The 25,718-nt window shown below is 70.4% G+C and carries 21 protein-coding genes; 1 reads left to right on the forward strand and 20 read right to left on the reverse strand.

What is annotated here, in order from left to right; genetic code table 11:
- Positions 1-8 precede the first annotated feature (8 nt).
- From AC07OH_RS18525 to gspG, 20 genes are all read right to left on the reverse strand, one after another.
- Positions 9-2,018, reverse strand: coding sequence for a lipoxygenase family protein (locus tag AC07OH_RS18525; RefSeq protein ID WP_495301679.1), 2,010 nt, complete (start codon positions 2,016-2,018; stop codon positions 9-11).
- 180 nt (positions 2,019-2,198) lie between these two features.
- A complete protein-coding gene (locus AC07OH_RS18530; protein WP_495301680.1) occupies positions 2,199-3,635 on the reverse strand; it encodes an 8-oxoguanine deaminase in 1,437 nt (478 codons plus the stop codon).
- On the reverse strand, positions 3,632-5,047 hold the full coding sequence (locus tag AC07OH_RS18535) for a nucleobase:cation symporter-2 family protein (RefSeq protein WP_495301681.1): 1,416 nt from the start codon (positions 5,045-5,047) through the stop codon (positions 3,632-3,634). The genes AC07OH_RS18530 and AC07OH_RS18535 overlap by 4 nt, the downstream gene beginning before the upstream one ends.
- 118 nt (positions 5,048-5,165) lie before the next feature.
- On the reverse strand, positions 5,166-6,068 hold the full coding sequence (locus AC07OH_RS18540; RefSeq protein WP_095948271.1) for a LysR substrate-binding domain-containing protein: 903 nt from the start codon (positions 6,066-6,068) through the stop codon (positions 5,166-5,168).
- Positions 6,069-6,116: 48 nt separating this feature from the next.
- On the reverse strand, positions 6,117-8,360 hold the full coding sequence (locus AC07OH_RS18545) for a phosphocholine-specific phospholipase C (protein ID WP_495301682.1): 2,244 nt from the start codon (positions 8,358-8,360) through the stop codon (positions 6,117-6,119).
- Positions 8,361-8,375: 15 nt separating this feature from the next.
- Positions 8,376-10,595, reverse strand: coding sequence for a phosphocholine-specific phospholipase C (locus AC07OH_RS18550; protein ID WP_495301683.1), 2,220 nt, complete (start codon positions 10,593-10,595; stop codon positions 8,376-8,378).
- A 32-nt stretch (positions 10,596-10,627) separates the two neighbouring features.
- On the reverse strand, positions 10,628-10,810 hold the full coding sequence (locus tag AC07OH_RS18555; RefSeq protein ID WP_495301684.1) for a hypothetical protein: 183 nt from the start codon (positions 10,808-10,810) through the stop codon (positions 10,628-10,630).
- A gap of 50 nt (positions 10,811-10,860) precedes the next feature.
- The gene (locus AC07OH_RS18560; protein WP_495301685.1) at positions 10,861-12,918 is read right to left on the reverse strand and encodes a LamG-like jellyroll fold domain-containing protein; all 2,058 of its coding nucleotides are present in this window, start codon (positions 12,916-12,918) and stop codon (positions 10,861-10,863) included.
- Between the two features lie 468 nt (positions 12,919-13,386).
- Complete coding sequence (locus AC07OH_RS18565) at positions 13,387-14,286, reverse strand: 5'-nucleotidase (RefSeq protein WP_099795206.1); 900 nt, start codon at positions 14,284-14,286, stop codon at positions 13,387-13,389.
- Between the two features lie 22 nt (positions 14,287-14,308).
- A complete protein-coding gene (gene gspF, locus AC07OH_RS18570) occupies positions 14,309-15,553 on the reverse strand; it encodes a type II secretion system inner membrane protein GspF (protein WP_495301686.1) in 1,245 nt (414 codons plus the stop codon).
- Between the two features lie 9 nt (positions 15,554-15,562).
- Positions 15,563-16,954: a GspE/PulE family protein gene (locus AC07OH_RS18575; RefSeq protein WP_062472610.1), complete on the reverse strand. Its 1,392-nt coding sequence runs from the start codon at positions 16,952-16,954 to the stop codon at positions 15,563-15,565.
- A 27-nt stretch (positions 16,955-16,981) separates the two neighbouring features.
- Positions 16,982-19,315 carry a type II secretion system secretin GspD gene (gene gspD, locus AC07OH_RS18580; RefSeq protein ID WP_495301687.1) on the reverse strand — a complete coding sequence of 778 codons (2,334 nt, stop codon included), beginning with the start codon at positions 19,313-19,315 and terminating at the stop codon, positions 16,982-16,984.
- A 7-nt stretch (positions 19,316-19,322) separates the two neighbouring features.
- Entirely contained in the window at positions 19,323-20,126 is an 804-nt protein-coding gene (gspN, locus tag AC07OH_RS18585) for a type II secretion system protein N (RefSeq protein ID WP_495301688.1), read from the reverse strand.
- 21 nt (positions 20,127-20,147) lie between these two features.
- Positions 20,148-20,699, reverse strand: a complete 552-nt coding sequence (locus AC07OH_RS18590) for a type II secretion system protein M (protein WP_495301689.1) — start codon at positions 20,697-20,699, stop codon at positions 20,148-20,150.
- Complete coding sequence (gspL, locus tag AC07OH_RS18595) at positions 20,696-21,907, reverse strand: type II secretion system protein GspL (RefSeq protein WP_495301690.1); 1,212 nt, start codon at positions 21,905-21,907, stop codon at positions 20,696-20,698. The genes AC07OH_RS18590 and gspL overlap by 4 nt, the downstream gene beginning before the upstream one ends.
- 130 nt (positions 21,908-22,037) lie before the next feature.
- Positions 22,038-23,063, reverse strand: coding sequence for a type II secretion system minor pseudopilin GspK (gene gspK / locus AC07OH_RS18600; RefSeq protein WP_495301691.1), 1,026 nt, complete (start codon positions 23,061-23,063; stop codon positions 22,038-22,040).
- Complete coding sequence (locus AC07OH_RS18605) at positions 23,060-23,740, reverse strand: PulJ/GspJ family protein (protein WP_159273966.1); 681 nt, start codon at positions 23,738-23,740, stop codon at positions 23,060-23,062. The genes gspK and AC07OH_RS18605 overlap by 4 nt, the downstream gene beginning before the upstream one ends.
- Positions 23,740-24,120, reverse strand: coding sequence for a type II secretion system minor pseudopilin GspI (gspI, locus tag AC07OH_RS18610; RefSeq protein WP_489059089.1), 381 nt, complete (start codon positions 24,118-24,120; stop codon positions 23,740-23,742). Before gspI ends, AC07OH_RS18605 begins: the two co-directional genes overlap by 1 nt.
- Positions 24,117-24,623: a prepilin-type N-terminal cleavage/methylation domain-containing protein gene (locus AC07OH_RS18615; RefSeq protein ID WP_489059087.1), complete on the reverse strand. Its 507-nt coding sequence runs from the start codon at positions 24,621-24,623 to the stop codon at positions 24,117-24,119. The genes gspI and AC07OH_RS18615 overlap by 4 nt, the downstream gene beginning before the upstream one ends.
- Positions 24,598-25,038, reverse strand: a complete 441-nt coding sequence (gspG, locus tag AC07OH_RS18620) for a type II secretion system major pseudopilin GspG (protein ID WP_056573020.1) — start codon at positions 25,036-25,038, stop codon at positions 24,598-24,600. The genes AC07OH_RS18615 and gspG overlap by 26 nt, the downstream gene beginning before the upstream one ends.
- A gap of 50 nt (positions 25,039-25,088) precedes the next feature.
- On the opposite strand from gspG, the gene AC07OH_RS18625 reads away from it, so the two are divergent.
- Positions 25,089-25,712: a type II secretion system protein N gene (locus AC07OH_RS18625; protein WP_492679487.1), complete on the forward strand. Its 624-nt coding sequence runs from the start codon at positions 25,089-25,091 to the stop codon at positions 25,710-25,712.
- Positions 25,713-25,718 lie beyond the last annotated feature (6 nt).

Genomic DNA, 25,718 nt, shown 5'->3' on the forward strand with positions numbered 1-25,718 from the left:
CGCCGGCGTCAGATGTTCGTGCTCGAAGGAATGCGGCTCGGCAGCAGGTGCTCGTAGGGCCGCGCACGCGCGGTGTTGCGCTGGCGGATGGTGGCCTCGACGCCCACCAGGGCATTGCGAAAGCGCTCCAGCGGCCCGCCGGGCCCGGCAATCGCCGGGTCGAGCAGCACCGGCAGGTGCGGGAACGTGCTGTCCTTGTACTCGCCCAGCGGTCGGTAGTACACGCCGCCCAGGATGTGGAACAGCAGGATTTGCTCCTGCGCCGCCAGCCGTGACGGCAGCATCTGCGACCAGCTCGCTTCGCTCTGTCCCGCCGTGCTCGTCGGCGCCGGCACGCCGGCCGCGCCCGCGCTGAAGGGCGCATAGGTCATCACCGAGTACTGCGGGAAGTTCACCGCCGCATGCTGTGCGCTGGCGTTGAAGATGATCGCGGTCAGCACGTCGGCCAGCTGCGCGCGTGTGGTGATCGGCCGGAAGCCGTGCACCTTGCCGCTGGTCGCGAGCTCGGTGGCCCAGGCCTTGAGTTCATGGTCGCCGGTCACGTCGGCGTCGCTCAGGTAGTAGGTGCCGACGTAGTCGCCCACCCACTGCGCGATGGCGTTCCACACCAGCAGTGCATCGTCGCGGTACGGGTAGTCGGGCAGCGCCGCCGCGTCGTCCACGCCGCGCGTGCGCAGGTCGTTGGGCAGCACCATGCGGTCGTAGAAGTCGTAGGCCAGCCGGTCGCGCCCGCACTGCTGCTGCAGCGTCTCGATGGGCGCGGCCAGGATCACGTCGCCCGTGGTCAGCGGCGCCATGATGATCAACGTCGCGAACTCGTTGATGAACATCGCGCCCTCCAGGTGCGGCGACAGCAGCCGGCTCAGCGGGTGCGCGGTCGCGAGCTGGCGCTGCGTGGCCATCGCGAAGGCCTCCGACATCAGGTGCGTGCGGCCCAGGTGCACGAACATCTCGTGGTAGTTGAAGTCGGCCACCTGCACGGCGGTCTTGGCCGATTGCCAGGCCCAGTAGGCGCCGGCGTCGGCCGTGTCGTCCACGCGCAGGAAGATCGGGTTCAGCGTCGGGTCCTGCCCGCACTGGATCGCCACCGGCACCAGCGAGCGGCCGGTCTTCGGCCGTGCGAACAGCGCGATGGGTGCGTGGATGTAGGCCGTGCCCGTGAGCGGCTTGCTCACCGGGCCCGCCGGCGCCATGTCGCCCAGGCCTTCGTAGTCCAGCAGGTAGAGCCGGCCCGAGGCGGCGGCATCGGCCAGGCTGTCGCCGGCGCCCATCACCTGGCGGTAATGCGCGTCGCCCAGCGGGAACTTGGTGGGCAGCGCCGTCGCGCGCTGGAGCAGCATCGGGTTGGGCCCGGCCACGCGCATCGCCGCGAACAGGTCGTTGTCGTGCAGCAGCTGCGCGATGGCGGGCTTCTCGATGGTGACGAACAGCGCGTCGTACTGCGCCACCGTCTTCGGTCCGTTCAGCGCGCCCAGCGGACCTTGCGAGAGCAGGTCGTGGTGGATCTGCCTGAGCTGCGTGGCGATGTCGCCCGCCGTGCCCGTGAGCGTGCCCAGCAGGTTCAGCACCGCGGTCGGCAGCGTGGCCAGCCCGCCGTTGGCGGCCAGCAGCTGCTCGAAGCTGGCCTGCAGGCCGGCCAGGCGTGTGCGCAGGGTGTCGAGCGACTGCAGGCTGCCCGAGGCCAGCGCGCTGGTGGCGAACGAGGCCGCGAAATTGGTGACGGCCTCCAGCGCCTTGGCGATGGTCTTGAGCTGGTGCTCCAGCGCCGGCAGCTCGGTGGGTGGCACCACCGCGCCCATCGGCACGCCGGCCAGGTTGATGTGCGATTCGGTCCAGAGGTAGGCCGACTGCCGCCCCAGCAGCTCGAGCCGGCGCAGGGTGGCGCTGATCGGGTCGATCTTCTGCGGCAGCGTGGGCCTGGGCACAGGCAGGGCCGCCGAGGCGGTGGAGGTCTTGCCGGCCAGCAGGCCCAGGCCGCCCGCCGAGGCGGACCATTTGAGGATGTCTCTGCGCTTCATCGGAAATTTCCCTGTCGTTATGCATCTGGGGAAGGCCGACGGGGGTGTCCCGCCACGAAATAGAACGCTCGTTCTATTTGGTGGGCGGATTCTGCGGAGGGGCTCTGGCGTTGGCAATGAGGGTTGCTGCCTACCTCGAAGGTGCACATCCGGCGGGGCCGGAATGGGGTCAGGTCATGGTCAGGCTGTGTGCGGGTGTCGCGCGCTTTCATACAGCGTGCGCGCCAGGTCGCGGTGCGTGGCCAGCAGCGGCGCCAGCTCGAAGCCCGTGAAGCGCCCGTCGCGGATGCGGACCACGCCGTCGATCACGCTCAGCGCCGCCGCCACCGGCGTGCAGAACACCAGCGCCGCCACCGGGTCGTGCCAGGCGCCCGCGTGGTCCACGCCGCGCATGTCGAAGGCCACGAGGTCGGCCGACATGCCCGGCGCCAGCGCGCCGATGTCGTCGCGCCCGAGCACGCGGGCGCCGCCGACCGTGGCGATCTCCAGCGCCTCGCGCGCCGTCATGGCGGCGGGGCCGTAGCCCACGCGCTGCAGCAGCATGGCCTGGCGTGCTTCGCCCAGCATGTGGGCGCCGTCGTTCGACGCGCTCCCGTCCACGCCCAGGCCCACGGGCACGCCCGCGCGCCGCATCGCGCCGATGGGCGCGATGCCCGAGGCCAGCCGCATGTTCGAGCACGGGCAGTGCGCCACGCCGGTGCCGGTGCGCCCGAAGAGCGCGATGCCGGCGTCGTCCAGCTTCACGCAGTGCGCGTGCCACACGTCGCGGCCGACCCAGCCGAGGTCTTCGGCGTATTCGGCCGGCGTCATGCCGAACTTCTCGCGCGAGTACGCCACGTCGTTGTCGTTCTCGGCCAGGTGCGTGTGCAGCGACACGCCGCGTTCGCGCGCCAGCTCGGCCGACAGCCGCATCAGGTCGCGCGACACCGAGAACGGCGAGCAGGGCGCGAGCACGATGCGGCGCATCGAATGGCGCGCGGGGTTGTGCCAGCGGTCGATGAGGCGTTCGCTGTCGCGCAGGATCGCGGCCTCGGTCTCCACCACCTCGTCGGGCGGCAGGCCGCCGGCGCTGCGGCCCACGCTCATGCTGCCGCGCGCGGCGTGGAAGCGCATGCCCATGGCGTCGGCCGCCTCGATCGAGTCGTCGAGCCGCGACCCGTTGGGGAACAGGTAGAGGTGGTCGCTGGTGGTGGTGCAGCCCGAGCGCATGAGCTCGGCCATGGCGGTCTGCGTCGACACGCGGATCATCTCGGGCGTGAGCCGCGCCCACAGCAGGTACAGGTTGGTGAGCCAGCCGAAGAGTTCGGCGTCCTGCGCCTCGGGCACGGCGCGCGTGAGGCTCTGGTACATGTGGTGGTGCGTGTTCACCAGCCCGGGCATCACGACATGGCCGTGCATGTCGATGGCCTCGGCCTGGCCGCTGCGCAGCGCGTCGAGGTACGCCGCCGGCAGTTCGGCCGTGGCGCCCACCCAGGCGACGGCGGGGCCGTCCATCACCACGGCGCCGTCGGCGATCTCGCGCCGGGCGGCGTCCATGGTGACGAGCACGTCGGCGTGGCGCACGATCAGCAGCGGCGGGCGCTGCGGTGAAGAGGATGAAGGGTTCTGGAAGGTCATTCGGTGCCGTGCGAAGTGCGTGCCGCCATCGCGAAGGAGCGTTCCTTCGACAGCACGCCGTTGTAGAAAAGATTGAGCAGCACCGCGGCCAGCGTGCCCAGCACGATGCCGCTGTGCGTCAGCGGATGGGTCCAGGCGGGGAAGTGCTGGAAGAAGTTGGGCGACAGCGTGGGCACCAGGCCCAGCCCGATCGAAATGGCGATCACGTACAGCGCGTGGCGGTTCTGCGCATAGTCGATCGCACCCAGGATGCGCACGCCCGTGGCCGCCACCATGCCGAACATCACGATGCCCGCGCCGCCGAGCACGAACTGCGGCACCGAGGCCACGATGTGCGCGATCTTCGGAAAGAGCGCCAGCGCGATCAGCATCAGGCCACCGCCCGCCGCCACGTAGCGCGAGCGCACGCCCGTCACCGTGACCAGCCCCACGTTCTGCGAGAACGAGGTGTAGGGGAAGGTGTTGAACACGCCGCCGATGACGGTGCCCAGCCCGTCGGCGCGCAGCCCGCGCGTGAGCGCGTCGGTCGTCACCTTGCGGCCGGTGATCTCGCCCAGCGCGAGGAACATGCCGGTGGATTCGACCAGCGTGATGAGCATCACGATGCACATCGAGGCGATGGCCGTGAGCTCGAAGCGCGGCAGGCCGAAGTGGAAGGGCGTGGTCACGGCCATCCAGCTCGCTTCCTCGAGCCCGTCGAAGTGCATGCGCCCGAGCGCCAGCGACAGGCCCACGCCGAACACGATGCCCAGCAGCACCGCGATGTTGGCGATGAGGCCCCGGCCGAAGCGCGTGATCGCGATGATCACCGCCAGCACCGCCGCGGCAATCGCCAGGTTCACCGGTTCGCCGTAGGCCGGGTTGGCCACCGCGTGCGCCACGCCGTCGACCATGCGGGTCGCGCTGGGCTGGCCGCCGGCGGCCCAGTTGATGGCCACGCCCATGAGCGACACGCCGATCAGCGTGATGACCGTGCCCGTGACCAGCGGCGGAAACACGCCCAGCACGCGCCCCATGAGCGGCGCGACCAGCATGCCGAACACGCCCGCCACGATGGTCGCGCCGTAGATCGCGGGCAGCCCGAGCGACGGGTCCATGCCGATGGCGATCATCGGCCCGACGGCGGCGAAGGTCACGCCCATCATCACCGGCATGCGGATGCCGAAGCGCCAGAAGCCGACGGCCTGCACCAGCGTGGCGATGCCGGCGGCGAACAGGTCGGCGTTGATGAGGAACGCGATGTCGGCCTTCGAGAGGCCGAGCGCGCCGCCCACGATGAGCGGCACGGCCACCGTGCCGGCATACATCACGAGCACGTGCTGCAGGCTCAATGCGCCGCAGCGGGCGAGCGGAAGCTTCTGGTCGACCCCTTCGCCGTCTCCTGCGGGGGTCTTTTTATCGTTCGAGAACATGGGAACCTTTCCTGCCGATGAACCGGCGCGGCAGTCTAGGAGCAATGTCTTTGCACATGCAAAGTCAATAAATGACGCGCCCTGTGCACAAAAAGTGGACGGTCATTCAGGGGGCACTTCAGGGCGCCAGCAGGTCGTCCAGGCAGGCCACGACATGGTTCGCGAACAGCTCGGCCGCGGCGCTCGGCGCCTGCGCGGCGCGGGTCTCGAGCGTGAGCGTCTGCGCGCGCAGCGTGGTGTCGCGCAGCGGTACGAAGACCAGGCTGCCGTCGTTGCGCTCCTCGTCCACGTCCAGGCGGTTCAGCAGCGTGATGCCGCCGCCGTCGCGCACCAGCCGGCGCATCAGCGCGGTGGACGTGGTCTCGACCACCGGCGACACGCGGATGGCCGAGCGCTCGAAGGCGGCGTCGAGGATCGGGCGGATCGACAGCGAGGGCGCGGGCAGGATCAGCGGGTAGCCCACGCACTCCGCCAGCAGCGCGGTCGCATGCGCCGTGAGCGGATGGCCCGGCGGCACCACCGCGCCGATCGGCCACTCGCTGCTGAACAGCGTGCGAAAGCCGGCCGTGCCGGGCACGTCGTAGGCCAGCGCCAGGTCGGCATCGCCTTCGGCCACGCTGCGCAGCACGGCCGCGATGGGCAGCCCGAGCAGCTTCAGCTGGATGCCCGGGTGCGCCGCGCGAAAGCGCTGCACCACGGCGGGCAGGAAGGCGTCGGCCAGGCCGGCCGTGGTGGCCAGCGTGACCTCGCCCTGGCGCAGGCCGCGCACGTCCTCGATGCGCTGGCGCACCAGGTCGAACTCGCGCAGCGTGCCGCGCGCATGCGCCAGCACGATCTCGCCCACGGGCGTGAGCTTGAGCGTGTTGTGGATGCGCTCGAACAGCGGCGCGCCCAGCTCTTCCTCGAGGTTGAGGATCTGGCGGTTGACGGCCGTGGGCACCACGTGCAACTGCTCGGCCGCCTTGCGGATCGAGCCCGCGCGAACCACTTCGACGAAGTACCGGATGACCTTGGCGTGCATGAATTCCCCCGCGCCGCTGGCGGGCGCGGGGGGATCATGCCTACGTCTTCAGAGGTCGGGCAAGCCCATCGCCGGATCGCTGACCGTGTGCTTGCCGGTTTCCACGCGGCCGGCGAAGCGGCGGTAGAAGGCCGGGTCGCTGTCGCAGGTGACGGCGAAGTCGTACCACTGGCCGCTGGCGGCGAGTTCCCAGTGCTGCTCGGCCTGGGCGCCACCGTTCACCGTCGCGTTCCACGGGCCGTCGTCGCGGTAGGCCTTGGCACGCACCGTGAACTTGCAGGGGGCCTTGCCGTCGTTGCGCATCTGCAGGTAGACGTTGCCGTTGGCGATGTCGTAGCAGACACGCACCTCGGGCGCGGCCACGCCGCCGGCGCGCAGGCGGTTGAGGTCGCCCTTGAAGTGGCGGTGGTAGCCGTTGGGGCCGAGCACCCACAGGTCGTAGAAGCCGCTGTTGTCGATCGCAGCGGTCCAGCTGTCGTCGAGCGTCTTGCCGGCTTCCACCATGTAGCGGCGCGGCAGGCGGTCGAGGTTGAGCTTGTCGTACACATGGAACACGGCGGCGGCCTTGCCGGTGTTCGAGAAGATCAGCTTCACGGTGCCGGCGAGGGTGTCGGCCCTGGCGCTCGTGTGCAGCTCGTAGGGCAGGGCACGCGACGGGCGCGTGCCGGTGGCCTGGCGCGGCAGCTGCGGATCGGTCGGCAGCGGCACCAGCGGCAGCGCCTGCTGGTCGTTGCGCACCTTGTCGGCGTCGGTCCGGCTCAGTTTGCCCGCGAGTGTGGGCGGGGCCTCGGTGTTCGGCGTGGCGAAGTTGAAGGCGCTCGTGAGGTCGCCGCACACTGCGCGCCGGAACGGCGAGATGTTGGGCTCCTTCACACCGAAGCGTGTTTCCAAGAAGCGCAGCACCGACGTGTGGTCGAAGGCCTGCGAGCTGACCCAGCCGCCGCGGCTCCAGGGCGAGATCACGTACAGCGGCACGCGCGGGCCGGGGCCGAACACGCGGTTGTCGGGCTTCGGTTGCGAGGTGCTGCCGTCGGGTGCCGGCTGCGTGAAGTACTCGGCCTTCAGGTCGTCGGCGGCGAGCGTGGTCTTGCCGGCCGGCGTCTTGTCGGGGTTGAGCGAAGGCGCCGAGGGCGAGGGCATGTGGTCGAAGTAGCCGTCGTTCTCGTCGAAGTTGACCAGCAGCACGGTCTTGCTCCACACCTCGGGCACGGCGGTGAGTGCATCGAGGATTTCCTGGAGGAACCACGCGCCCTGCACCGGGCTGGACGGGCCCGGGTGCTCGCAGTAGGCGGAGGGCGCGTTGATCCAGCTCACCTGCGGCAGGCGGCCGGCCTTGATGTCGCGCCGGAACGCGTCCAGGTAGTCTTCGGGCTTGTCGCCGGGCAGCGTGTTGGCGATGCCCTTGTACAGCGGGTTGCCCGGGTTGTCGCTGGCCGCGTCGTAGGCGTGGAAGGGAAGCTTCTGGCCCGTGTCGGAAAACGGCGCCTTGTAGTAGCCGCTGGTCACCGGGTAGGGCGACGCGCGGTTGGCGCGGCGGAACTGGCGGAACGCGCCCAGCATGTTGTCGCCCCATTCGTCGGGCATGTTCTGGTAGCAGATCCAGCTCACGCCGGCGTCTTCGAGGCGCTCGGCGTAGGTCTTCCACGTGTAGCCGGTGTCGACCTTGCTGGGGGTGGCGTCCAGCCAGTCCCACTCGTTGCTGACGAAGGCCACGTTCTGCGCGGTCGGGCCGTTGGTGCCGGTGATGTGGAACGAGCGGTTCGCGTCGGTGCCGGTGTGCATCGCGCAGTGGTACGCGTCGCACAGCGTGAAGGCATCGGCCAGCGCGAACTGGAACGGGATCTCGGCCTGCTTGTGGTAGCCCATGGCCTTGGGCGTCTTGTAGCGCGCCCATTCGTTCATGCGGCCGCCGCCCCAGGCCTGCTGGCTGTCGTCCCAGTCGTGCGGCGTGCCGCCGTCGCGCTGCGCGTTGCCCTTGCGGCTGTCGAAGTGGTACGGCAGCACCACGTTGCCGTTGGCATCGCTTTGCTGCCAGACGTTGAGGCCCTTGGGCAGCGGAATGGGGAAGCGGTCGCCGAAGCCACGCACGCCGGCCAGCGTGCCGAAGTAGTGGTCGAACGACCGGTTCTCCTGCATCAGGATCACGACGTGCTCGACGTCCTTGATCGTGCCGGTCTTGTTGTTGGCGGGAATGGCCAGTGCGCGCCGGATGCTCGGCGGGAAGGCCGAGAGCGCGAGCGCGGCGGCACCGGTGGTGGCGGTGCCGGTGAGGAAGTGGCGGCGGGAGGTCATGGTGTCACCCTGGCCTCAGGCGGCGGCCGTGCCCATGGCCGGGTCGCTCACCGAATGCCGGCCGGTTTCCACGCGGCCCGCGAAGCGGCGGTAGTAGCTGGTGTCGGCGTCACAGGTCACTTCGAAGTCGTACCAGGCGCCGCTGGCGGCCAGGTCCCAGTGCTGCTCGGCCGAGGTGCCGCCGGCCACGGTTGCGGTCCACGGGCCGTCGGTGCGGTAGGCCCGGGGGCGCACGGTGAACTTGCAGGCGTTGCGACCGCCGTTGAGCATCTGCAGGTAGACATTGCCGTTGGCGATGTCGTAGCACACGCGCACTTCGGGGTTGGGCGCATCGCCGGCGCGCAGGCTGTTCAGGTCGCCGCGGAAATGGCGGTGGAAGCCGTTGGGGCCGAGCACCCACAGGTCGTAGAAGCCCGTGTTGTCGAGCATCGCGTTCCAGGTGTCGTCCAGCGTCTTGCCGGCCTCGACCATGTAGCGGCGCGGCAGGCGTTCCAGGTTGAGCTTGTCGTACACATGGAACACGGCGGCGGCCTTGCCGGTGTTGGCGAACAGCAGCCGCACCTTGCCGCTGGTGGCATCGTTGCGCGCGCTCACGTGCAGCTCGTAGGGCAGGGCGCGCGAGGGGCGCGTGCCGGTGGCCTGGCGCGGCAGCTGCGGCGTGGCGGGCATCGGGACCTGCGCCTGGGCTTCCTGCGCCGCGCGCTTGTCGTTCGCCTGCGTGCGACTCGTGCGGCCGGCCAGCGTCGGCAGCACTTCGTTGTTGGGCGTGGCGAAGTTGAAGGCGCTCGTCAGGTCGCCGCACACCGCGCGGCGGAACGGCGAGATGTTCGGCTCCTTCACGCCGAAGCGCGCCTCGATGAAGCGGATCACCGAGGTGTGGTCGAAGGCCTGCGAGTTGACCCAGCCGCCGCGGCTCCAGGGCGAGATCACGTACATCGGCACGCGCACGCCGGGGCCGTAGACGCGGCCGTCGGGCGCGGGCTGCCTGGTGGTGCCCGGCGGCTTGGGGTGCGTGAAGCGTTCGAAGGCAATATCGGCTTCGGGCAGCGTCGTCTTGCCGGCGGGCGAGCCGTCGGGGTTGAGCGAGGGCGCGGCGGGCGAGGGGTAGTGGTCGAAATAGCCGTCGTTCTCGTCGAAGTTGATGAGCAGCACGGTCTTGCTCCACACCTCGGGCACGGCGGTGAGGGCATCGAGCGTTTCCTGGATGTACCAGCCGCCTTCCACCGGGCTCGACGGTCCGGGGTGCTCCGAGTAGGTGGCGGGCGCGATGATCCACGACACCTGCGGGAGCTTGCCGTTCTTCACGTCGTTGCGGAAGGTGTTCAGGTACTCGTCCACGTTGGCGCCGGGCATGGTGTTGGCGATGCCCTTGTACAGCGGGTTGCCGGCGTCGTCGCTGGCCGGGTCGTAGGCCGGCACCGGGCCGGTGTTCTTGATCGGCTTGCCCGAGGCCTCGCTGGCCTGGCGGTACTGCTTGAAGCCGACCAGCGGGTTGTCGCCGAAGTTGTCGCGCATGTTTTCATACACGATCCAGCTGATGCCGGCCGCCTGCAGGCGCTCGGGGAAGGTCTTCCACTCGTAGCCGCTGGTCGACGGCGGCGTGTAGCTGTCGTCCCACTCGTTGGTGACCGAGGCCACGTTCGCACCCGTGGGGCCGTTGGTGCCGGTCCAGTGGAACATGCGGTTCGAGTTGGTACCCGTGTGCATGCTGCAGTGGTAGCCGTCGCACAGCGTGAAGGCATTGGCCAGCGCGAACTGGTACGGCAGCTCGGCCTGCTCGAGGTAGCCCATGGCCTGGGTGTACGGCGCGGTGCCGGTCTTCTTGTACTTCACCCACTGGTAGGCGCGGCCGCCGTCCCAGGCGTTCTGGCCGTCGTTCCAGTCGTGCGGCGTGCCGGCGACGCGCTGTGCGTTGCCCTTGGTCTGGTCCAGGTGGTAGGGCAGCACGGGCGCGCCCGTTTCGTCGGCCTGCTGCCACACGTTGCGCCCGCCCGGCAGCGGAATGGTGAAGCGGTCGCCGAAACCACGCACGCCCATGAGCGTGCCGAAGTAGTGGTCGAACGAGCGGTTTTCCTGCATCAGGATGACGATGTGCTCGACGTCCTTGATGGTGCCGGTCTTGTTGTTGGCCGGAATGGCCAGCGCGCGGCGGATGCTCGGCGGGAAGGCCGAGAGGGCGAGGGCGGCGGCGCCGGTGGTGGCGGTGCCCGTGAGGAATTTGCGGCGTGAATTCATGGTCTTGTCGTGGGATGTCATGACGTCGCGGGTCACGGTGCGCAGCGCATCTCGGGCTTCACGCCGGGCTCGGGTTGGGGCTGGGGCTGCGGTGGCGGCGTGATGACGGGCGGAAGGCCGCCGCCGCCGTTGTCGCTGCCGCCGCAGGCGGACAGCGTGCAGGCCAGAAGGAAGGCGGCCAGCAGGCGCGCGGGGAGGGAAGCTTGAAGCAGCATGGGGTGATCCTCTCTTGGTGATGTCGTGGAGATCGGGGTGATCGGAGCAATCAAGGGGCCAGTGCCGACAGCGGCTGGCCCGAGGTGTAGATGGCCGTAAGCTCTTCGGCGGTGAGCGCGCGGTTCCAGATCGCGAAGTCGTTGAAGTCCATCGCGCCGCGCGGCGAAGCCGACCAGCGCTGGTAGTACAGGCCGGTGGCGTCTTCGTTCAGGGCGATGCCCTTGCCCAGGCCGCCGAGTGCGGCGACCAGTGCCGTCGAGAGCGTGATGCTGCCGGTCTGCGTGCCCTTCACCGGGTCGAACACGTAGCCGCTCATGTTCTTGCCGGCCTTGTCGACGACCATCGCCACGTAGGCCCAGCGGCCCGCGCTCAGGAAGTGCTTGCCCTTGATCTCGCCGCGGCCACTGCCGGTGCCGGTGTTGAAGCGCAGCTCGCAGTTGCTGAACAGGCCGATCGCCAGGCCGGCGTTGTCGCCGGTGTCGTAGTTCTTGTTGGCGATGACCGAGGCGCCGTTGCTCACGCCCTGGCTGCAGGTGGCGTCGGTGCGCAGCCAGAAGCCGAAGGTGAAGGCGGCCACGGCGGGGGCGGTGGTCACGTCGCGCGTCTGCAGCAGCTTGTAGCCGGCCATGCCGCTCGCGTTCTTGATGCGGCTGTCCACGCGCAACGCCTGCACGCGGTAGGGCGGCAGGAAGTTGTCGTCGGCCACGAGCGAACCGCCATCGGCATCCGCGGCCATGGGCACGAGCGTGGCGGTGGCGTTGAGATCCAGTGCGGGCAGCGCGTCGAGCGGGAAGAGGTTGACCAGTCCCACCTTCACGTAGGCGATCTGCGCGGAGACCGAGACATTGGCGCCGCCGGCGGCGACCGTGTACTGGAACGCGTAGAGGCCGTCGGCCGCGGCCTTGACCGGGTCGGTGTAGCGCGTGGCGCCGGCCGGCAGCGTGGCGATGGGCTTGCCGTCGCGCAGCACCTGCACCGGGCCGCCGAGGTCGCCTGCGAGCGTCCACGAGAGTTCGATGCTGCTGCGGTCGGCGCTGGTGCGGGCCGCGAGCTGCTGCACGGCGGTGGTGGCCTGCAGGGCCTGGCCGTTGAGGTTGTAGGCCGCGGTCGCGGGCAGCGCGCCGAGGTGGCGCAGCACCGTGGGTGCGATGTCGGTCGCGGCGGCCGACTGGCGCAGCGCGGTGTCGTCGGCCGGCGAGGCGGCGCCGACGGCGGGCAGCGCGGGCAAGGTCTTGTTGCTGGCGATGAAGACGGTCTTGTTGTCGACGTCCTTCAGGCTGGTGACGCCGCCGAAGGCATCGAGGCCGTGGCCGGTCGTGAGGATCACGAGCCAGTCTTCCTTCGCGTCGTTGGCCGTGCGTTGCGCGATGCGCGCGAGCAGCTGGCCGACGGCCGTGGCGGTGTCGGAGACGGCGCGCTGGTAGCTCTCGCTGCGCAGGCCGTTGGCGGCTGCGGCGGCAGGTGCGCTGTACTGCGCCACGAGCAGGTCGTAGCCTGCGCCGATGAGGCGCGTGGTGTTGGCGGTCACGCAGGCGTCGGCACCGGCGCAGTCGACGGCGGCGTCGAGCGTGCCGGTTTCCGCGAGCAGCAGGTTCGGATACAGCGTGTTGGCGGTGACCGATGCGGTCAGGTAGCCCGCGTCCTTCTTCTGCTTCGCGAAGGCGAAGACCGAGGGTGCGAGCTTGGCGTCGATGCGTTGGTCCGCAGCGTCGGCGCGCACTGCATGGCGCGGCACCCAGGTGCCGGTCAGCAGCGTGGCCCAGCCGGGGCCGTCGGTGGCGGGCTGCTCGCTGAGCGCGCCGTCGGTGCCACCGGTCCATGCGGGGGCGAGCTGCAGCGACTGCAGCGCGGCCGGCACTTTCTTCTGCGCGATGGCGTCGCGCAAGACGGCATGCGTGAGACCGTCGATCTCGACGATCAGCGCCTTCGGGCCGCTCTTGCCTTCGTTGGGCGTGCTGCTCGGGGGCGGCGTCGGGGTGCCGCTGATCGGGGGAAAGGCAACGCCACCGCCGCCTCCACCGCCGCAGGCCGCGAGCGCGGCGGAAATCGCAAGGGGCAACAGCCAGCGCGTGAGAGGCGCGGCGTGCGTGAGGGAGTTCGGACGCATCGGAAAAGCCGTTCGGTTCTTGTTGTCTGTCGAAGGAGGTGAAAGGCCGGCGCGAAAAAAAAGTGCCACGAAGGCACTGCGCACCGGACAGGCGACAAGACTAGGGAGAACCCGTTACTCGGCAGTGAACGAGCGATGACAGTGGGACGAAACGCGTGTGACAACGCGCTGGTCTGCGGCTTCGTGGAGACCGCGAAAGAGGGGCTGGGGCGCGTGCACAGGACACCGGGTACTCCCCTCCGCGAATGTCCCCCGGGGCTGCGCCCCTCCTCCTTGATTTCGCTGCGGGGAGCACCCAGTGCCCTGCGCACGAGGGCACGTTGCTGGTGTGCGGCCGATCAACGACTGCACTGCCCATCGATCACGTCGATGGGGTGCCTTGCGCAGCGAAATAAAGGGGGAGCCCGAAGGGCGGAGGACATTCGCGGAGCAAGGTGCCCCGTCGGCGTGATCGCGCCCTGAACAGCGTCAGGACTCGTTGCTGATGCCGCTCGACACATGCCCCGCAGGCACATGCCGCGAGGCCGCGTCGACGTGGCCGGTCTGGTCGTCGAAGAAGAAGTCGGGTTCGAACTCGCGCAGGAACTCGCCCTTGGGCAGGCCGCCGAGGAACATCGCTTCGTCGACGCGGATGTTCCACTTCATGAGCGTGCGGATCGCGCGCTCGTGTGCCGGCGCGCTGCGCGCCGTGACCAGCGCGGTGCGGATGCGCATCTGCGCATTGCCCGCCATCTGCAGACGGTGCAAGGCCATCAGCAGCGGCTTGAACGGGCCTTCGGGCAGGGGCAGGTCGGCCTTGCTGAGTTCGTGCGCCTGGAAAGCGTCGAGGCCCTCGGCCTGGAAAACGCGCTCGGCTTCGTCGCTGAACAGCACGGCGTCGCCGTCGAAAGCGATGCGCACTTCGTTCGGCCAGGCGTCGCTGGCCTTCACCGATTCGACGAGCACGCGCGCGGCCGGAAAGCCCGCGGCGAGTGCCTCACGCACGTCTTGTGCGTTGACCGACAGGAACAGGTGCGCGCGCAGCGGGCGCAGGTAGCCGAAGGGCGGGCGGCCTTGGGTGAACACGCCGCGCTGCAGCTTGATGTCGGCCGCGGCGCTCGACTTGAAGATGCGCATGCCCGACACCGGGTCGTTGCGCGAGAGGATGACCACCTCGACGCGCTGCACGCCGTCTTCGTTGAAACGCAGCAGCTTGCGGATCAGCGACGACGCGATGCCGGGGGCGGCCGGCTCGTCGATGCGGTCGAGCTGCAGCTTCATGTAGCCCTCGTTGTCGCCGGCCTCGAAGATCTTGTTTTCTTCTTCGAGGTTGAACAGGGCGCGCGAGGAGATCGCGACCACGAGTTTGTCTTCGAGCGTTACGGGCATGTGAGGGGCTCCCCGTCCGTCGTCACTTGACGAACTGATTGAGCTGGATGATAGGCAGCATGACGGCCAGCACGATGAGCATCACCACGCCGCCCATGGCGACGATGAGCAGCGGCTCCAGGATGGTGGCCAGGTGCATGGCGCGGCGCTGCACTTCGGCGCCCAGCTGGTTGGCGGCGCGCTGCAGCATCACGGGCAGCGTGCCGGTCTGCTCGCCCAGTCGCGCGAACATCGACACCAGCCCGGGAAAGCGTTTCTTCTGCGCCAGCGCGGAGGCCAGCGGCGCACCTTCGCGCACCAGCACCAGTGCGTCGAGCGCGTCGGCGCGCATGGCGCGGTTGCCCAGCGTCTCGGAGGCCGCCTGCAGCGCGCGCAGGATCGGCACGCCGGCCGTGGCCAGCATGGCGAGGGTGCTCGCAAAGCGCGCCGCGTTGTAGCCGCGCGCGAGCTTGCCGACCAGCGGCAGCTTGAGCCAGGCGGCATCGAACTTGAGACGGAAGGCTTCCTGCGCCAGCGCGACGCGCACACCGACGGCCGCGAGCACGATGGCGCCCAGCATCCACCAGCCATAGTTGCGCACGGCCGCGCTCAGCGACAGCATCACGGTCGTGAGGAAGGGCAGCGAGCGCTTGGTGCCCGCGAACACCTGCGCCACCTGCGGCACCACATAGCTCACGAGGAAGATCACGATCACGATCGCCACCAGCGTGACGATGGCCGGGTACAGCGCGGCGCCGATCAGCTTCTGCTGCAGCACCTGGCGCTCTTCGAGGTCGTCGGCGAGGCGTTCGAGCACCAGCCCGAGGTTGCCGCTCTGTTCGCCGGCGCCGATGACGGCGGTGTAGATGGGCGAGAACTCACGCGGGTGCGCCGACAGCGCGCGCGCGAAGGGCGAGCCCGCGTTGACCTCGGCGCGCAGCGAGGCGACGAGGTTGCGCTGCGGTTCCGATTCGGCCTCGTCGGTGAGGGCCGTGAGCGCGCGTTCCAGCGGCAGGCCGGCCGAGATGAGGCCGGCGAGCTGGCGTGTCCACACGGCGAGGTTCGTCGAGTTGAAGACCCGCTTGCCGCCGCCGAGCCAGCGCGTGAGCGCGTTGCTCCCGGCGCCGCCACCACCGGCCGCATCGCCGCTGCCGACCGGCTTGACCGACAGCGGGATGAGCGCCTGCGCCCGCAGCAGGCCGCGTGCGGCGCGTGCGGTGTCGGCCTCGAGCACGCCTTCGCGCGACTGGCCGCTGGCATCGATGGCTTCGAAGGAATAGGCGGGCATCGCGGGTCGCTACTCGCGGGTGACGCGCAGCAGTTCGGCGCGCGAGGTGATGCCGGCCTGCACCAGCCGTTCGCCGTCTTCGCGCATGGAGCGCAGGCCGCCGCGCGCGCCGGCTTCGAACAGCGCGCTCTCGGCGGCCTTGCCGTGGATGAGGGCCTGCACTTCGTCGTCGGCCACGAGCAGCTCGAAGATGCCGGTGCGGCCCTGGTAGCCGGTCTGGCCGCAGGCCTCGCAGCCCGCGCCGCCGCAGGCCGTGCAGACCTTGCGCACGAGGCGCTGGGCCAGCACGCCGAGCAGCGACGAGCTCAGGAGGAAGGGCTCCACGCCCATGTCGGTCAGGCGCGTGACGGCGCTCACCGAGTCGTTGGTGTGCAGCGTGGCCAGCACGAGGTGGCCGGTGAGCGAGGCCTGGATGGCGATCTGCGCGGTTTCGAAGTCGCGGATTTCGCCGATCATGATCACGTCGGGGTCTTGCCGCAGGATGGCGCGCAGGGCCTTGGCGAAGGTGAGTTCGATCTTTGCGTTGATCTGCGTCTGGCCCACGCCCGGCAGCTCGTACTCGATGGGGTCTTCGACCGTCATGATGTTGCTACGGCTCGCGTCGAGGCGGGCCAGCGCGGCGTACAGCGTGGTGGTCTTGCCCGAGCCGGTGGGGCCGGTCACGAGGATGATGCCGTGCGGCTGCGCAATGAGCTTTTCGAAGCGCGCCAGCGAATCGCCCTGCATGCCGACCGATTCGAGCGTGAGCTTCGATTCGCTCTTGTCCAGGAGGCGCAGCACGGCGCGTTCGCCGTGTGCGCTGGGCAGCGTCGACACCCGCACGTCGACCGCGCGCGTGCCGATGCGCAGGCTGATGCGCCCGTCCTGCGGCAGCCGCTTCTCGGAGATGTCGAGGTCGGCCATGATCTTCAGGCGCGAGATCAGCGCGGCGTGCAGTGCGCGGTTGGGCTGCACCACTTCGCGCAGCGTGCCGTCGATGCGAAAGCGCACGGACGACGTGCGCTCGTAGGGCTCGATGTGGATGTCGCTGGCGCCGTCGCGCGCGGCCTGCGTGAGCAGCGCGTTGAGCATGCGGATGATGGGCGCGTCGCCGGCGCTGGCCAGCAGGTCTTCGACCGCGGGCAGCTCCTGCATCATGCGCGAGAGGTCGGCGTCGTTCTGCACTTCGCTGACCACCGCGGCGGCGCTCGATTCGCCCTGGGCGTAGGCGGCGCTGATGCGCTGGGCGAGCGGGCCGTCGTCGAGCACCTCGAAGGCCTGCACGCCGTACTTGCGGGTCACTTCACCGACCGCGCTGCGTGCCGGGTGGGAAGACATCCACAGCGTGTGGCGGCCGTCGTCCGTGGCTTCGAGCAGCAGTTGCTGGCTGCGTGCGAACGCGTAGGGCAGGGGGTAGCGCATGGGTGGCGGGCGTGTGCGGGACGGGGCTCAGGGCAGCTCGCGCGAGCTGGTCGGGTCGGCGGTGGGCGGCAGCGCGCCGCGCAGCGGGCTGGGCGCGAGCCGGCGGTTGTCGGTGGCGGGGCGCGGCGGCGGGATCAGCTGCGTGCCTTCCATGCGGGTCTCGCTGGTCTTCTTGCCGCTGTCGTTGCTGTTCAGGCGGTTGATGCGCACCAGCGGCGCCTCGGGCAGCACGGGCGCCGAGTCGACACCGCGCAGCATGATGTTGTCGGTGTTGGGCTGCGTGCGCTGCTGCATGCCGCGGATCTCGTCGTAGCGGTCGTAGGCAAAAGCTTCGGTGGAGGCGCCGTCGCGCATCACGGCGGGGCGCAGGAACATCATGAGGTTGCTCTTGTCGCGCGTGCGCACCTCGTTCTTGAACAGGTTGCCGAGCACGGGGATGTCGCCGGCCACGGGCACCTTCTCGACGGTGTTGCCGTAGTTGTCCGACAGCAGGCCGCCGAGCATCACGAGGCCGCCGTCTTCCACCAGCACGCTCGACTCGATGGAGCGCTTGTTGGTGGTCGGGCCGTTGGGGTCCTTGGCCGTGTTCTGGTCGACCGTGGAGGTCTCCTGGAAGATCGTCATCTTCACGGTGCCGTTCTCGTTGATGGTCGGACGCACGCGCAGCGTGAGGCCCACGTCCTTGCGCTCCACCGTGGTGAACGGGTTGATGCCGACCGAGCCCGAGGTGCTGGCGTACTGGCCGGTCACGAAGGGCACGTTCTGGCCGATGACGATCTTGGCTTCTTCGTTGTCCAGCGTCAGCAGGTTGGGCGTGGACAGCACGTTGGCGTCGCCGTCGCTGTTGAAGAAGTTGGCGATGGCGCCCAGGATGTACTGGCCGCCGATCTTGCCGGCAATGCCCAGGTTCAGGCCGGTGGAGGGGCGGATGCCGGCCACGTCGCGCGTAGCCAGCGCCTGCGTCAGCGCCAGGATGTTGGCGCTGGCCAGGCTGGAGTTGGTGCCGATGACGGCGTTGTTGCCCAGCGCGCTTTGCCACTGCACGCCGAAGTTGGCGGCCTTCTTGGCGCTGACCTCGACGATGAGCGCCTCGATCATCACCTGTGCGCGGCGGCCGTCGAGCTTGTCGATCACGGCGCGCATCTGGCGGTACTGCGGCTCGGGCGCGGTGATGATCAGCGAGTTGGTGCTCGGGTCGGCCTGGATCTGGCCGCCGGTGGACGGTTGGTTGGCGTTGTTCAGCGGCGCGTTGGCCGCGGCCGAACCGCCGCCCTGGCTGTTGTTGCCGCCGAAGCCGGCCTGCGTCATCGGCATGCTGGCCGGCGGCACCGACGAACCCGCGCTGCCCGCGGCCCCGGGCGCGCCCGGCACCTGCGACTGCTGCTGGCTCGCGGCCATCGCGGCGCGCAGCGTGGCGGCCAGGCGCACCGCGTCGGCGTTCTTCAGGTAGACCACGTAGATGTTGCCGGCCGCGCCGTTGCTGCTTTCGGCCGGCGCACGGTCGAGCTTCTCGACCAGCGTGCGCACGAGCTGCGCGCGCGCGGGGTTGGCGGCGCGAAGAATCAGCGAGTTGCTGCGCGGGTCGGCCATCAGCGTGGTGCGGAACGAGGCGTCGGCACCGCCCGGTGCGGCCGCGCCCGGCGCACCCGCACCGCCGCCTTCGACCAGCCGCGTGACCAGCGGCACCATGTCGGTGGCGACCGAGTGCTTGAGCTGGATGACTTCGATGTCGGACGCGTTGGGCACGTCGAGCGACGCGATGATGCGCGCCAGCCGGCGCATGTTGTCGGCGTAGTCGGTGATCACGAGCGAGTTGTTGCCCGGGTTCACGTTGATGGTGTTGTTCGGCGGAATCAGCGGGCGCAGCACCGGCAGCAGGCTGTTGGCCGACTCGTAGTTCAGGCGAAAGATCTGCGTGACGATCTGGTTGCCCGCGGCCGAGCTGGCGCCGCCGATGGAGGTGTTGACGGTGCTGGTCTGCAGCTTGGCGTCGGCCTCGGGCACTACCTTGTAGAGGCCGTCGGCCTCGACCACCGCGAAGCCCTGCAGGCGCAGCGCGGCGGCAAACTGGTTGAAGGCGGCGGCCGGCGCCAGCGGGCGGTCGGTGACCAGGTTCATGGTGCCCTTGACGCGCGGGTCGACCACCACGTCGCGCCCGGTGACCACGGCCATGGTGCGGGCCACGGCCTCGATGTCGGCGGCGGCAAAGTTGAGCGTGATCGGTTCGCCGCGCCGCGGGGCGTCGCCGGTCTGTGCGTAGGCGGCCGGCAAGACCGGCACGAGAGACGCCGCGATCAGCAGGCGTACCGCGAGCGCGACGAGGCCGGGGCGGGCGCCGGACGAGGACAGAGGCTTCTTCATGGTTGGATCAACCCAGGGTGATGATCGAGCGCGCACCGTCGCGCCGCCCGATGATGTTCAACAAATTGGAAAGTGCGTCTTCGCGGCCCGGTGCCGCGCTGGCTTCGCCGTTGAAGCGCAACGCGGTGCCGCTCCAGTCGCCGCTGCCGTTCAGTTCGAGGCTGCCTTCGCGCGTGCTCAGCAGCAGCGTGGGGCGCGTGCCGCCTTCGAGCGACAGGCGGTAACTGCCCATCGGCCGCAAGGTCGACAGGGCGGATGACACATCGGTGGCGTCGAGCGTGGCCTGGCCTTCGATGCGCAATGCGGGGCCGTCCCACTGCATGGCGAAAGCGCGGGTGTTGAGGTCGAGCGCGCCTTCGAGCTTGAGCGTGTTCCAGGGCGCACCCAGGCCGGTGAGCAGCGTGGCGGGCCAGCGCGAGCGGGCGTCCTGCCAGACGAGCTGCAGGCCGTTGGCGCGCGGGCTGGCCTGCAGGCCGAGCGGTTGCGCCGCGCAGCAGGAGAGGTCGAGGCGCGCCGACAGGCCGCGCCAGTTCGGCCACATGCGCCAGTTCAAGAGGCCCGGCAGAGAGACGGCCTGCGTGCCGCCCGCGCCGCTGGCGAACACGACGGCGGCGGTGCCGTTCCAGACCGTGCCGCGCGGGTTGACCAGCAGCAGGCGCCCTTGCGTCCAGCCTGAGAGTGCCGATGCCAGCCAGCGCGCCGGCGCGAACAGCACGACCGCGACCAGCACGCCGGTGACGGCGCCGAGCACGGCCCAGCGCCAGCTGCCGCGGCGCGGCTGGAGGTCGGGGACCGGGGGGCGTCTCGCCATGCCGTGCGGTGCGTGGGGGCTTCAGCGCGGGGCGGGCAGCGCCATCACGAGCGTGCCGTCCCAGCGGGGTTGCGGAGGTTGGTCGGGCGTGGCGGGCGCGGGCTTGGCGCCTGGCGGCGGCGGTGCGATGGGCGCGCGCGTCAGGTGCACTTCGCGCGGCACGGCGTGGGCATTGCCGCGCGCTTGTGCGAGCCATTGCGCCAGGTTCTGGGCGGGCGCGCCGCGCAACGTGACGGTGGCGGCGCCATCGCCACCGGCCGTCATGAGCTGGGCGTTCGTGACGCCGAGGCCGTCGCGCACCGAGCTTTCGAGCGCGCGCAGGGCGTCGTCGCGCGCCAGGCGCGGTTGCGACTGCAGCGCCTTCGCGCGGTTCTGCAAGGTGGCCATCTGCTGGAGCTGGGCGTCGAGCCGTGCGTGTTCGGCCGGTGCCGCGGCCAGCGTGCGCAGCGCGGGGGCGAGCGCAATCCACCAGAGCAAGGCCAGTGCCACCAGCGCGACGGCGCCGATGACGAGGCGGCGCTCGCGCATCCCGAGGGCGGCCCAGCGGGCCTTGAGTTGTTCGCTGAAGTTCATCGGTTGGCCTCGGCCTGTACCAGCAGCAGGTCGCCTTCGGTGCGCACCTGGTAGCCGCGCGGCGACAGCGCGGCGGTGATCTGCGTGACCTCCTGCGGCTGCAGCCCGAGGCCGCGCAGGCGCAGCTGGCCGGCGCTGAAGTCGATGGCGCTGGGGGAGCGGCCGGGCGGCAGGGCGGCGGCGATGGCGCCGACCATGGGTTCGAAATCGCTCGGCGCCACGTCGCCGACGGCCTGTTGCAGCGCGGCGACTTCGCGGCCCATCTGCAGCGGCGCGTCGACCACGATCTTCACCGAGGGAAAGGTCTGCGTCAGGATGGCGCGCGTGGCCTGGCGCTTGGACTCGAGCGCGTTGCGCTCCTTCCAGGCCCAGGCGTTCAGGCCGATGAGCTGGGTCAGCAGCAGCACCACGATGCCCCAGCGCGCAGCGCGCCATTCGGGCGCGAAACGCAGGGTCTGCAGCACCGAGGCGAACTTCTTGCCGGCGCGCGCGCGGCCCGTCACGGCCAGGTCGAACTGCGCGAGTTCCCAGGGCGTGCGCGTGGCGTGCAGCCAGCGCTGCGGCGCCTGCACGATCGGCACACGGCGTTGCAGCAGGTGCTCGGCCGCTTCGGCGACGGCGGGTTCGGTGGTGATGACGGCGGTGTCCAGCGGCAGGCCGTTCGACAGGGCCAGGCCCGCGCCGGCCAGCGGCAGCGAGACCACGCCGTCGCCGTCGCAGACCGTGAGCTGCGGCGCCTCGGGCTCGCCCGTGACCTGCAGCAGCGGCGGCGCGTCGGCCGGCTGCGGCGTGAATTCGGGAACGATGCGCACGACGCGCCGGCCGGCGGCTTCGAGCCCCTGCACGACGCTGCGCAGCCAGATGCGGTTGCAGGCCACGACCCACACCGGCTCGCCGGCCTTGGCGTCGGGCGCGAGCGCGAAGTGCAGGGCTTCCGGGTCGTCGAGCAGGTGTTCTTCGAGCAGGCCGTCGAGCACGGCGCGCAGCTTCGAGGTGCTGCCCATGCTGCCCTTGGGCAGCGTGACGCGGTGCCACGACAGCGCCGAGGACGGAATGCCGAGCGTGACTTCGGGGCCCGACGGCAGCAACGTCAGCAGCGCACGGCCCTGGTCGCGCAGCGCGATGCCGTCCTCACCGGCCTGGGCCCAGTCGTACTCACCCGCGGCATCGGCCGGAGGGAGGGGAGCAATGAGCAGCAGCGGGGTCATGTGGGGGGTGTCGGAAAAGCCGGTGATTGTAGGAGGGTGGCTTACAAGTTGTTGCTATTGTTTGAATAGCATATCTTGCAGAGACTACGTGCGTTTGACGGTGTTTTGATCAGAGAAAAGGAAAGCGGCGTCAGGGTTTTGCCGGGGGCATGGTGGCGCCCGCGCCACGGGTGCGCCAGACGGTGGTCACGGCCAGGCCCTTGCGAAAAAGCAGCGAGTGCTCCTCGACCCAGGTGCGGTCCAGCCGCAGCCGGCCGTACACCTCGAAATACTGGGTGCCCACGCCGTGCTGGGCCGCGTTGAAGCGCGAGCCGCCGCTGGGCAGGCCGGCGTTGGCTTCCTCGATGTTCTTGAAGAAGGAGCGCGTGCGCCGCTCCACCAGCTGGCGCGCGCTGGCGATGCCCAGCGATTCGACGCTCGCGCTGATGGCCTCGGCGCTGGCCGTGTTGAGGTTGAGCGTGGTGCGCTCCGGCAGGATCGTCACGTAGGGCTCGAGGGCAGCGGCGGTGGCGGGCGAGAGGCCGAGCCATACCAGTTGCGCGACTTCCTGTGGCATCAGGGGGCTGGCGCCGGTGTCGGCGCCGGCATCGCTGCTGCCACCACTCGATCCGGCGTCGGTGCTGCCGGTGTGCAGCGCGCTCGCGAGCCGCGCGGTCATCTGGGTCAGCTCGCCGGCCGGCAGGCCCAGCAGGTTGAAGAGGCGTGTGAAGGTCGCGACGCTGGCCGGCACCGGCTTGCCGGCGTCCACCAGCGACAGCACGTTGAGCTTGGACTGCGCATCGACGATGCGGCCCGACAGGAAGGCGTCGGGCAGGCCTTCGAGGTTGTCGCTCGCCACGTTCTTCTCGGCTGACAGGAAGCTGGTGAGGCGGGCCTCTTCGAGCGGCACGGCCCAGGGCTCGCCGAGGTGGTCAGGGCCGCCGGCGCGGCCGTCTTCGCCGAGGATCAGGCGCGACCAGTCGAGCGCGCCGATCAGCACCCAGGACGCCTGCACGCGCGCGCGCTCGGCGCCTTCGACTTCGGCCGAGCGCCATTGCTGCCAGAGTGCGGCGGCAGAGAACGTGGCGACCAGCATCACGGTCAGCATGGCGGCGAGCAGCGCGGCGCCGCGCTGGCGGCGTGTGCTGGCCCCGCGATGGCGTTGCGGCGCGGTCATGAGCGCGGCCCCCCGAGCGTCGGCCGCACCCAGTCGCGCGTGAGCGTGCCCGAGAGCCCGTCGCCGGGCGGCAGGGTCAGCACCAGCCGCACGCCGTCGGGCATGGCGATGAGCGCGCCGGCCGGGTTGGAGGGGTTCGCCGCCGCGACGGGCAGCGGCTCCGCCGGCACCCAGGCGTTGTTGCGGAAGTACGCGAGCTGCCAGCTGTTGACCGGCATCAGCGCCACATCGGTGGCGCCGCCGGTGGGCGCGGCGCCGTCCTGCGCCCACGCGGCTGCGAGGTTCCAGGCCTGCACCCATTCGCCGCGCGTGGCGAAGGGCGCCGACTGCCAGCGCCGCCAGCGCGTGCCGTCGGCGCCGGGGCGCAGCGTCCAGGCGACGACCTGCACGGTCGGCGTGCTGGTGTCGCTGCCGCGGCGCGTCATGCGCAGCACGCGGCCGTCCCAGTCGATCGGGCGGGTCTGCGCGAGCAGGGTGATGGCGTCGAGGTCGGCGCTCCACTGCGCGAGCGTGGCCTGCAGCGTGAGCACCGCGTCGGCGCGCTGCTGGTTCTGCGTGGTGGCGCGCGACATGCTGTCCAGGCCGCGCCAGCTCACGAGGGCGAGCAGCGCCATCACGGCGATGGCGACCAGCAGCTCGATCAACGTGAAGCCGCGTGCGCGCGAAGGCTTCGTCATCAGACGCGCCCCACCACGGTCGACACGCGCAGCAGCGGTGCGCTGCCTTCGTCGCGCACCTGCACGTCGACGCGCCGGAAATTCGGATTGAGCGTGGGCACGGTCGTGGTCGTGACTAGGAAGGTGAGGCCGGCCTGCAGGCAGATGGAGCCCGAGTCGCCGACGGCCGGCATCTGCCGCGACAGGCGCGCCTTGGCGAGTTCGTTTTCGGCGCACAGGCCGGCCAGCACGAGGTCGGACTGGCGCTGCGCATTGCGCGTGAGCGACATCGTGGCCTGCGAGCCGGCCGCGAGCGCGAGCGCGACGATGCCCAGCGCGATCAGCACCTCGATCAGCGTGAAGCCGCGGTGGCGTGCAGTGCGCCGCAGCCGTTGTCTCATGGCACGGCGAACACGGTGAAGGGCCGCAGCCCGTCGGTGGCGACGCGCAGCATGCGCGCGGGCGGGCCTTCGCTGTGCAGCATGACCTGCTGCGCCGGAATGATGGGGTCGGGCCCGAGCTGCAGCGCCGCCACCGGCGTGCCGCCGCCCAGCAGGGGCTGGGCCGTGATGCCGGCGTGGGTCCAGCCGGTGGGCAGCGCGTCGGCGGGCAGGCCGTCGAAGACGAAGCCGCCGCCTTCGACGAGGCGCCAGCGCACCATGACGCCGCTGGCGCGCGACTGGGCACGGGCCGATTCGAGCAGGGCGGCGAGGCGGTCGGCCTCGCGGTCGAGCGCGGCGGCGTTGGTGTCGCGCATTGCGAAGCTGACGCCCGCGGTTGCGATGGCGATGATCGCGATCACCACGATCAGCTCCAGCAGCGTGAAGCCGCGCGCTGCGCGAGGCGGTGGCAGCACCACGCGGCCGGGGGCGATGCGCTTACTGCCAGCTGCCGATGTCGGCATTCTTGCCCTCGCCGCCGCTCTGTCCGTCGGCGCCGAAGGAGAGCACGTCGATTTCGCCCTTGATGCCGGGGTTCATGTACTGGTACGGATGGCCCCAGGGGTCGTTGGGCAGCTTCTCGACGTAGGGCTTCCAGTTGGGCGCGGCCGGGCCCGCGGTGGGGCGGGTCAGCAGCGACTGCAGGCCCTGCTCGGCGGTCGGGTAGCGCTGGTTGTCGAGGCGGTAGAGCTTGAGCGCCTGCATCAGGTTGTTGATGTCGGTGCGGGCGGCGGTGACGCGGGCGTCGTCGGCGCGCTCGATCACGTTCGGCACGATCAGCGCAGCGAGCACGCCGATGATGACAAGCACCACCATGAGTTCGATCAGCGTGAAGCCGCGTTGTGCGGTGCGGGAGACGGAACGAAGGAGTTTGTTCATAGCTTGCGGGGACATGAGGCAGTAAGCGCGCTGCATGATAATCCGCGGCCATGACAAGTCCTTACTCCGCAGCCCGCTGGCATGCCCCACTTGCAACGACGGGGCTTTGGGCGTTGGCCGCAGGCGCCGCGGTGTTCTGGGCGCTGCGGCTGGCGTCGCCGGCCGATGCCGTGGCGGCAGCGGCCACGATGCCGCGCGCGCCGGTGGCGGCCGATGCCGAGGCCGTGGCCCGGTTGCTGGGCGTGGTCACGGTGACGTCGAACGCCCCCGTGGCGCCGGAGGCCGCGAGCCGCTTCGCGCTGTCGGGCGTGGTGGCAGACCCGTCGAACCAGGGGGCGGCGCTGATCTCGATCGACGGCAAGCCGCCGCGGCCGTTCCGCGTGGGCTCGAAGGTCGGCGAGAGCTATGTGCTGCAGTCGGTGGGCGTGCGGGCGGCGACGCTCGGTGCCCAGCGTGATGGGCCGGCGGCGTTCACGCTGCAGTTGCCGGTGCGTGCACCGCTGAGCATGGGACTTCCGACGCCGCCTGCCGGTCTGCCCACGATGCAGTCACCTGCGCCGGCCGGGCTGTTGCCGGCCACGATGCCGGCGGTGGTGATGCCGCCTCAGCAGCCCCCGGCACTGGCGGGCGCCGCGATGGAGCCGCCGCCGCAGGCGCAGACCCCTGCGCAGTAAGCGCAG

The sequence above is a fragment of the Variovorax sp. GW821-FHT10C12 genome, from assembly GCF_059415405.1.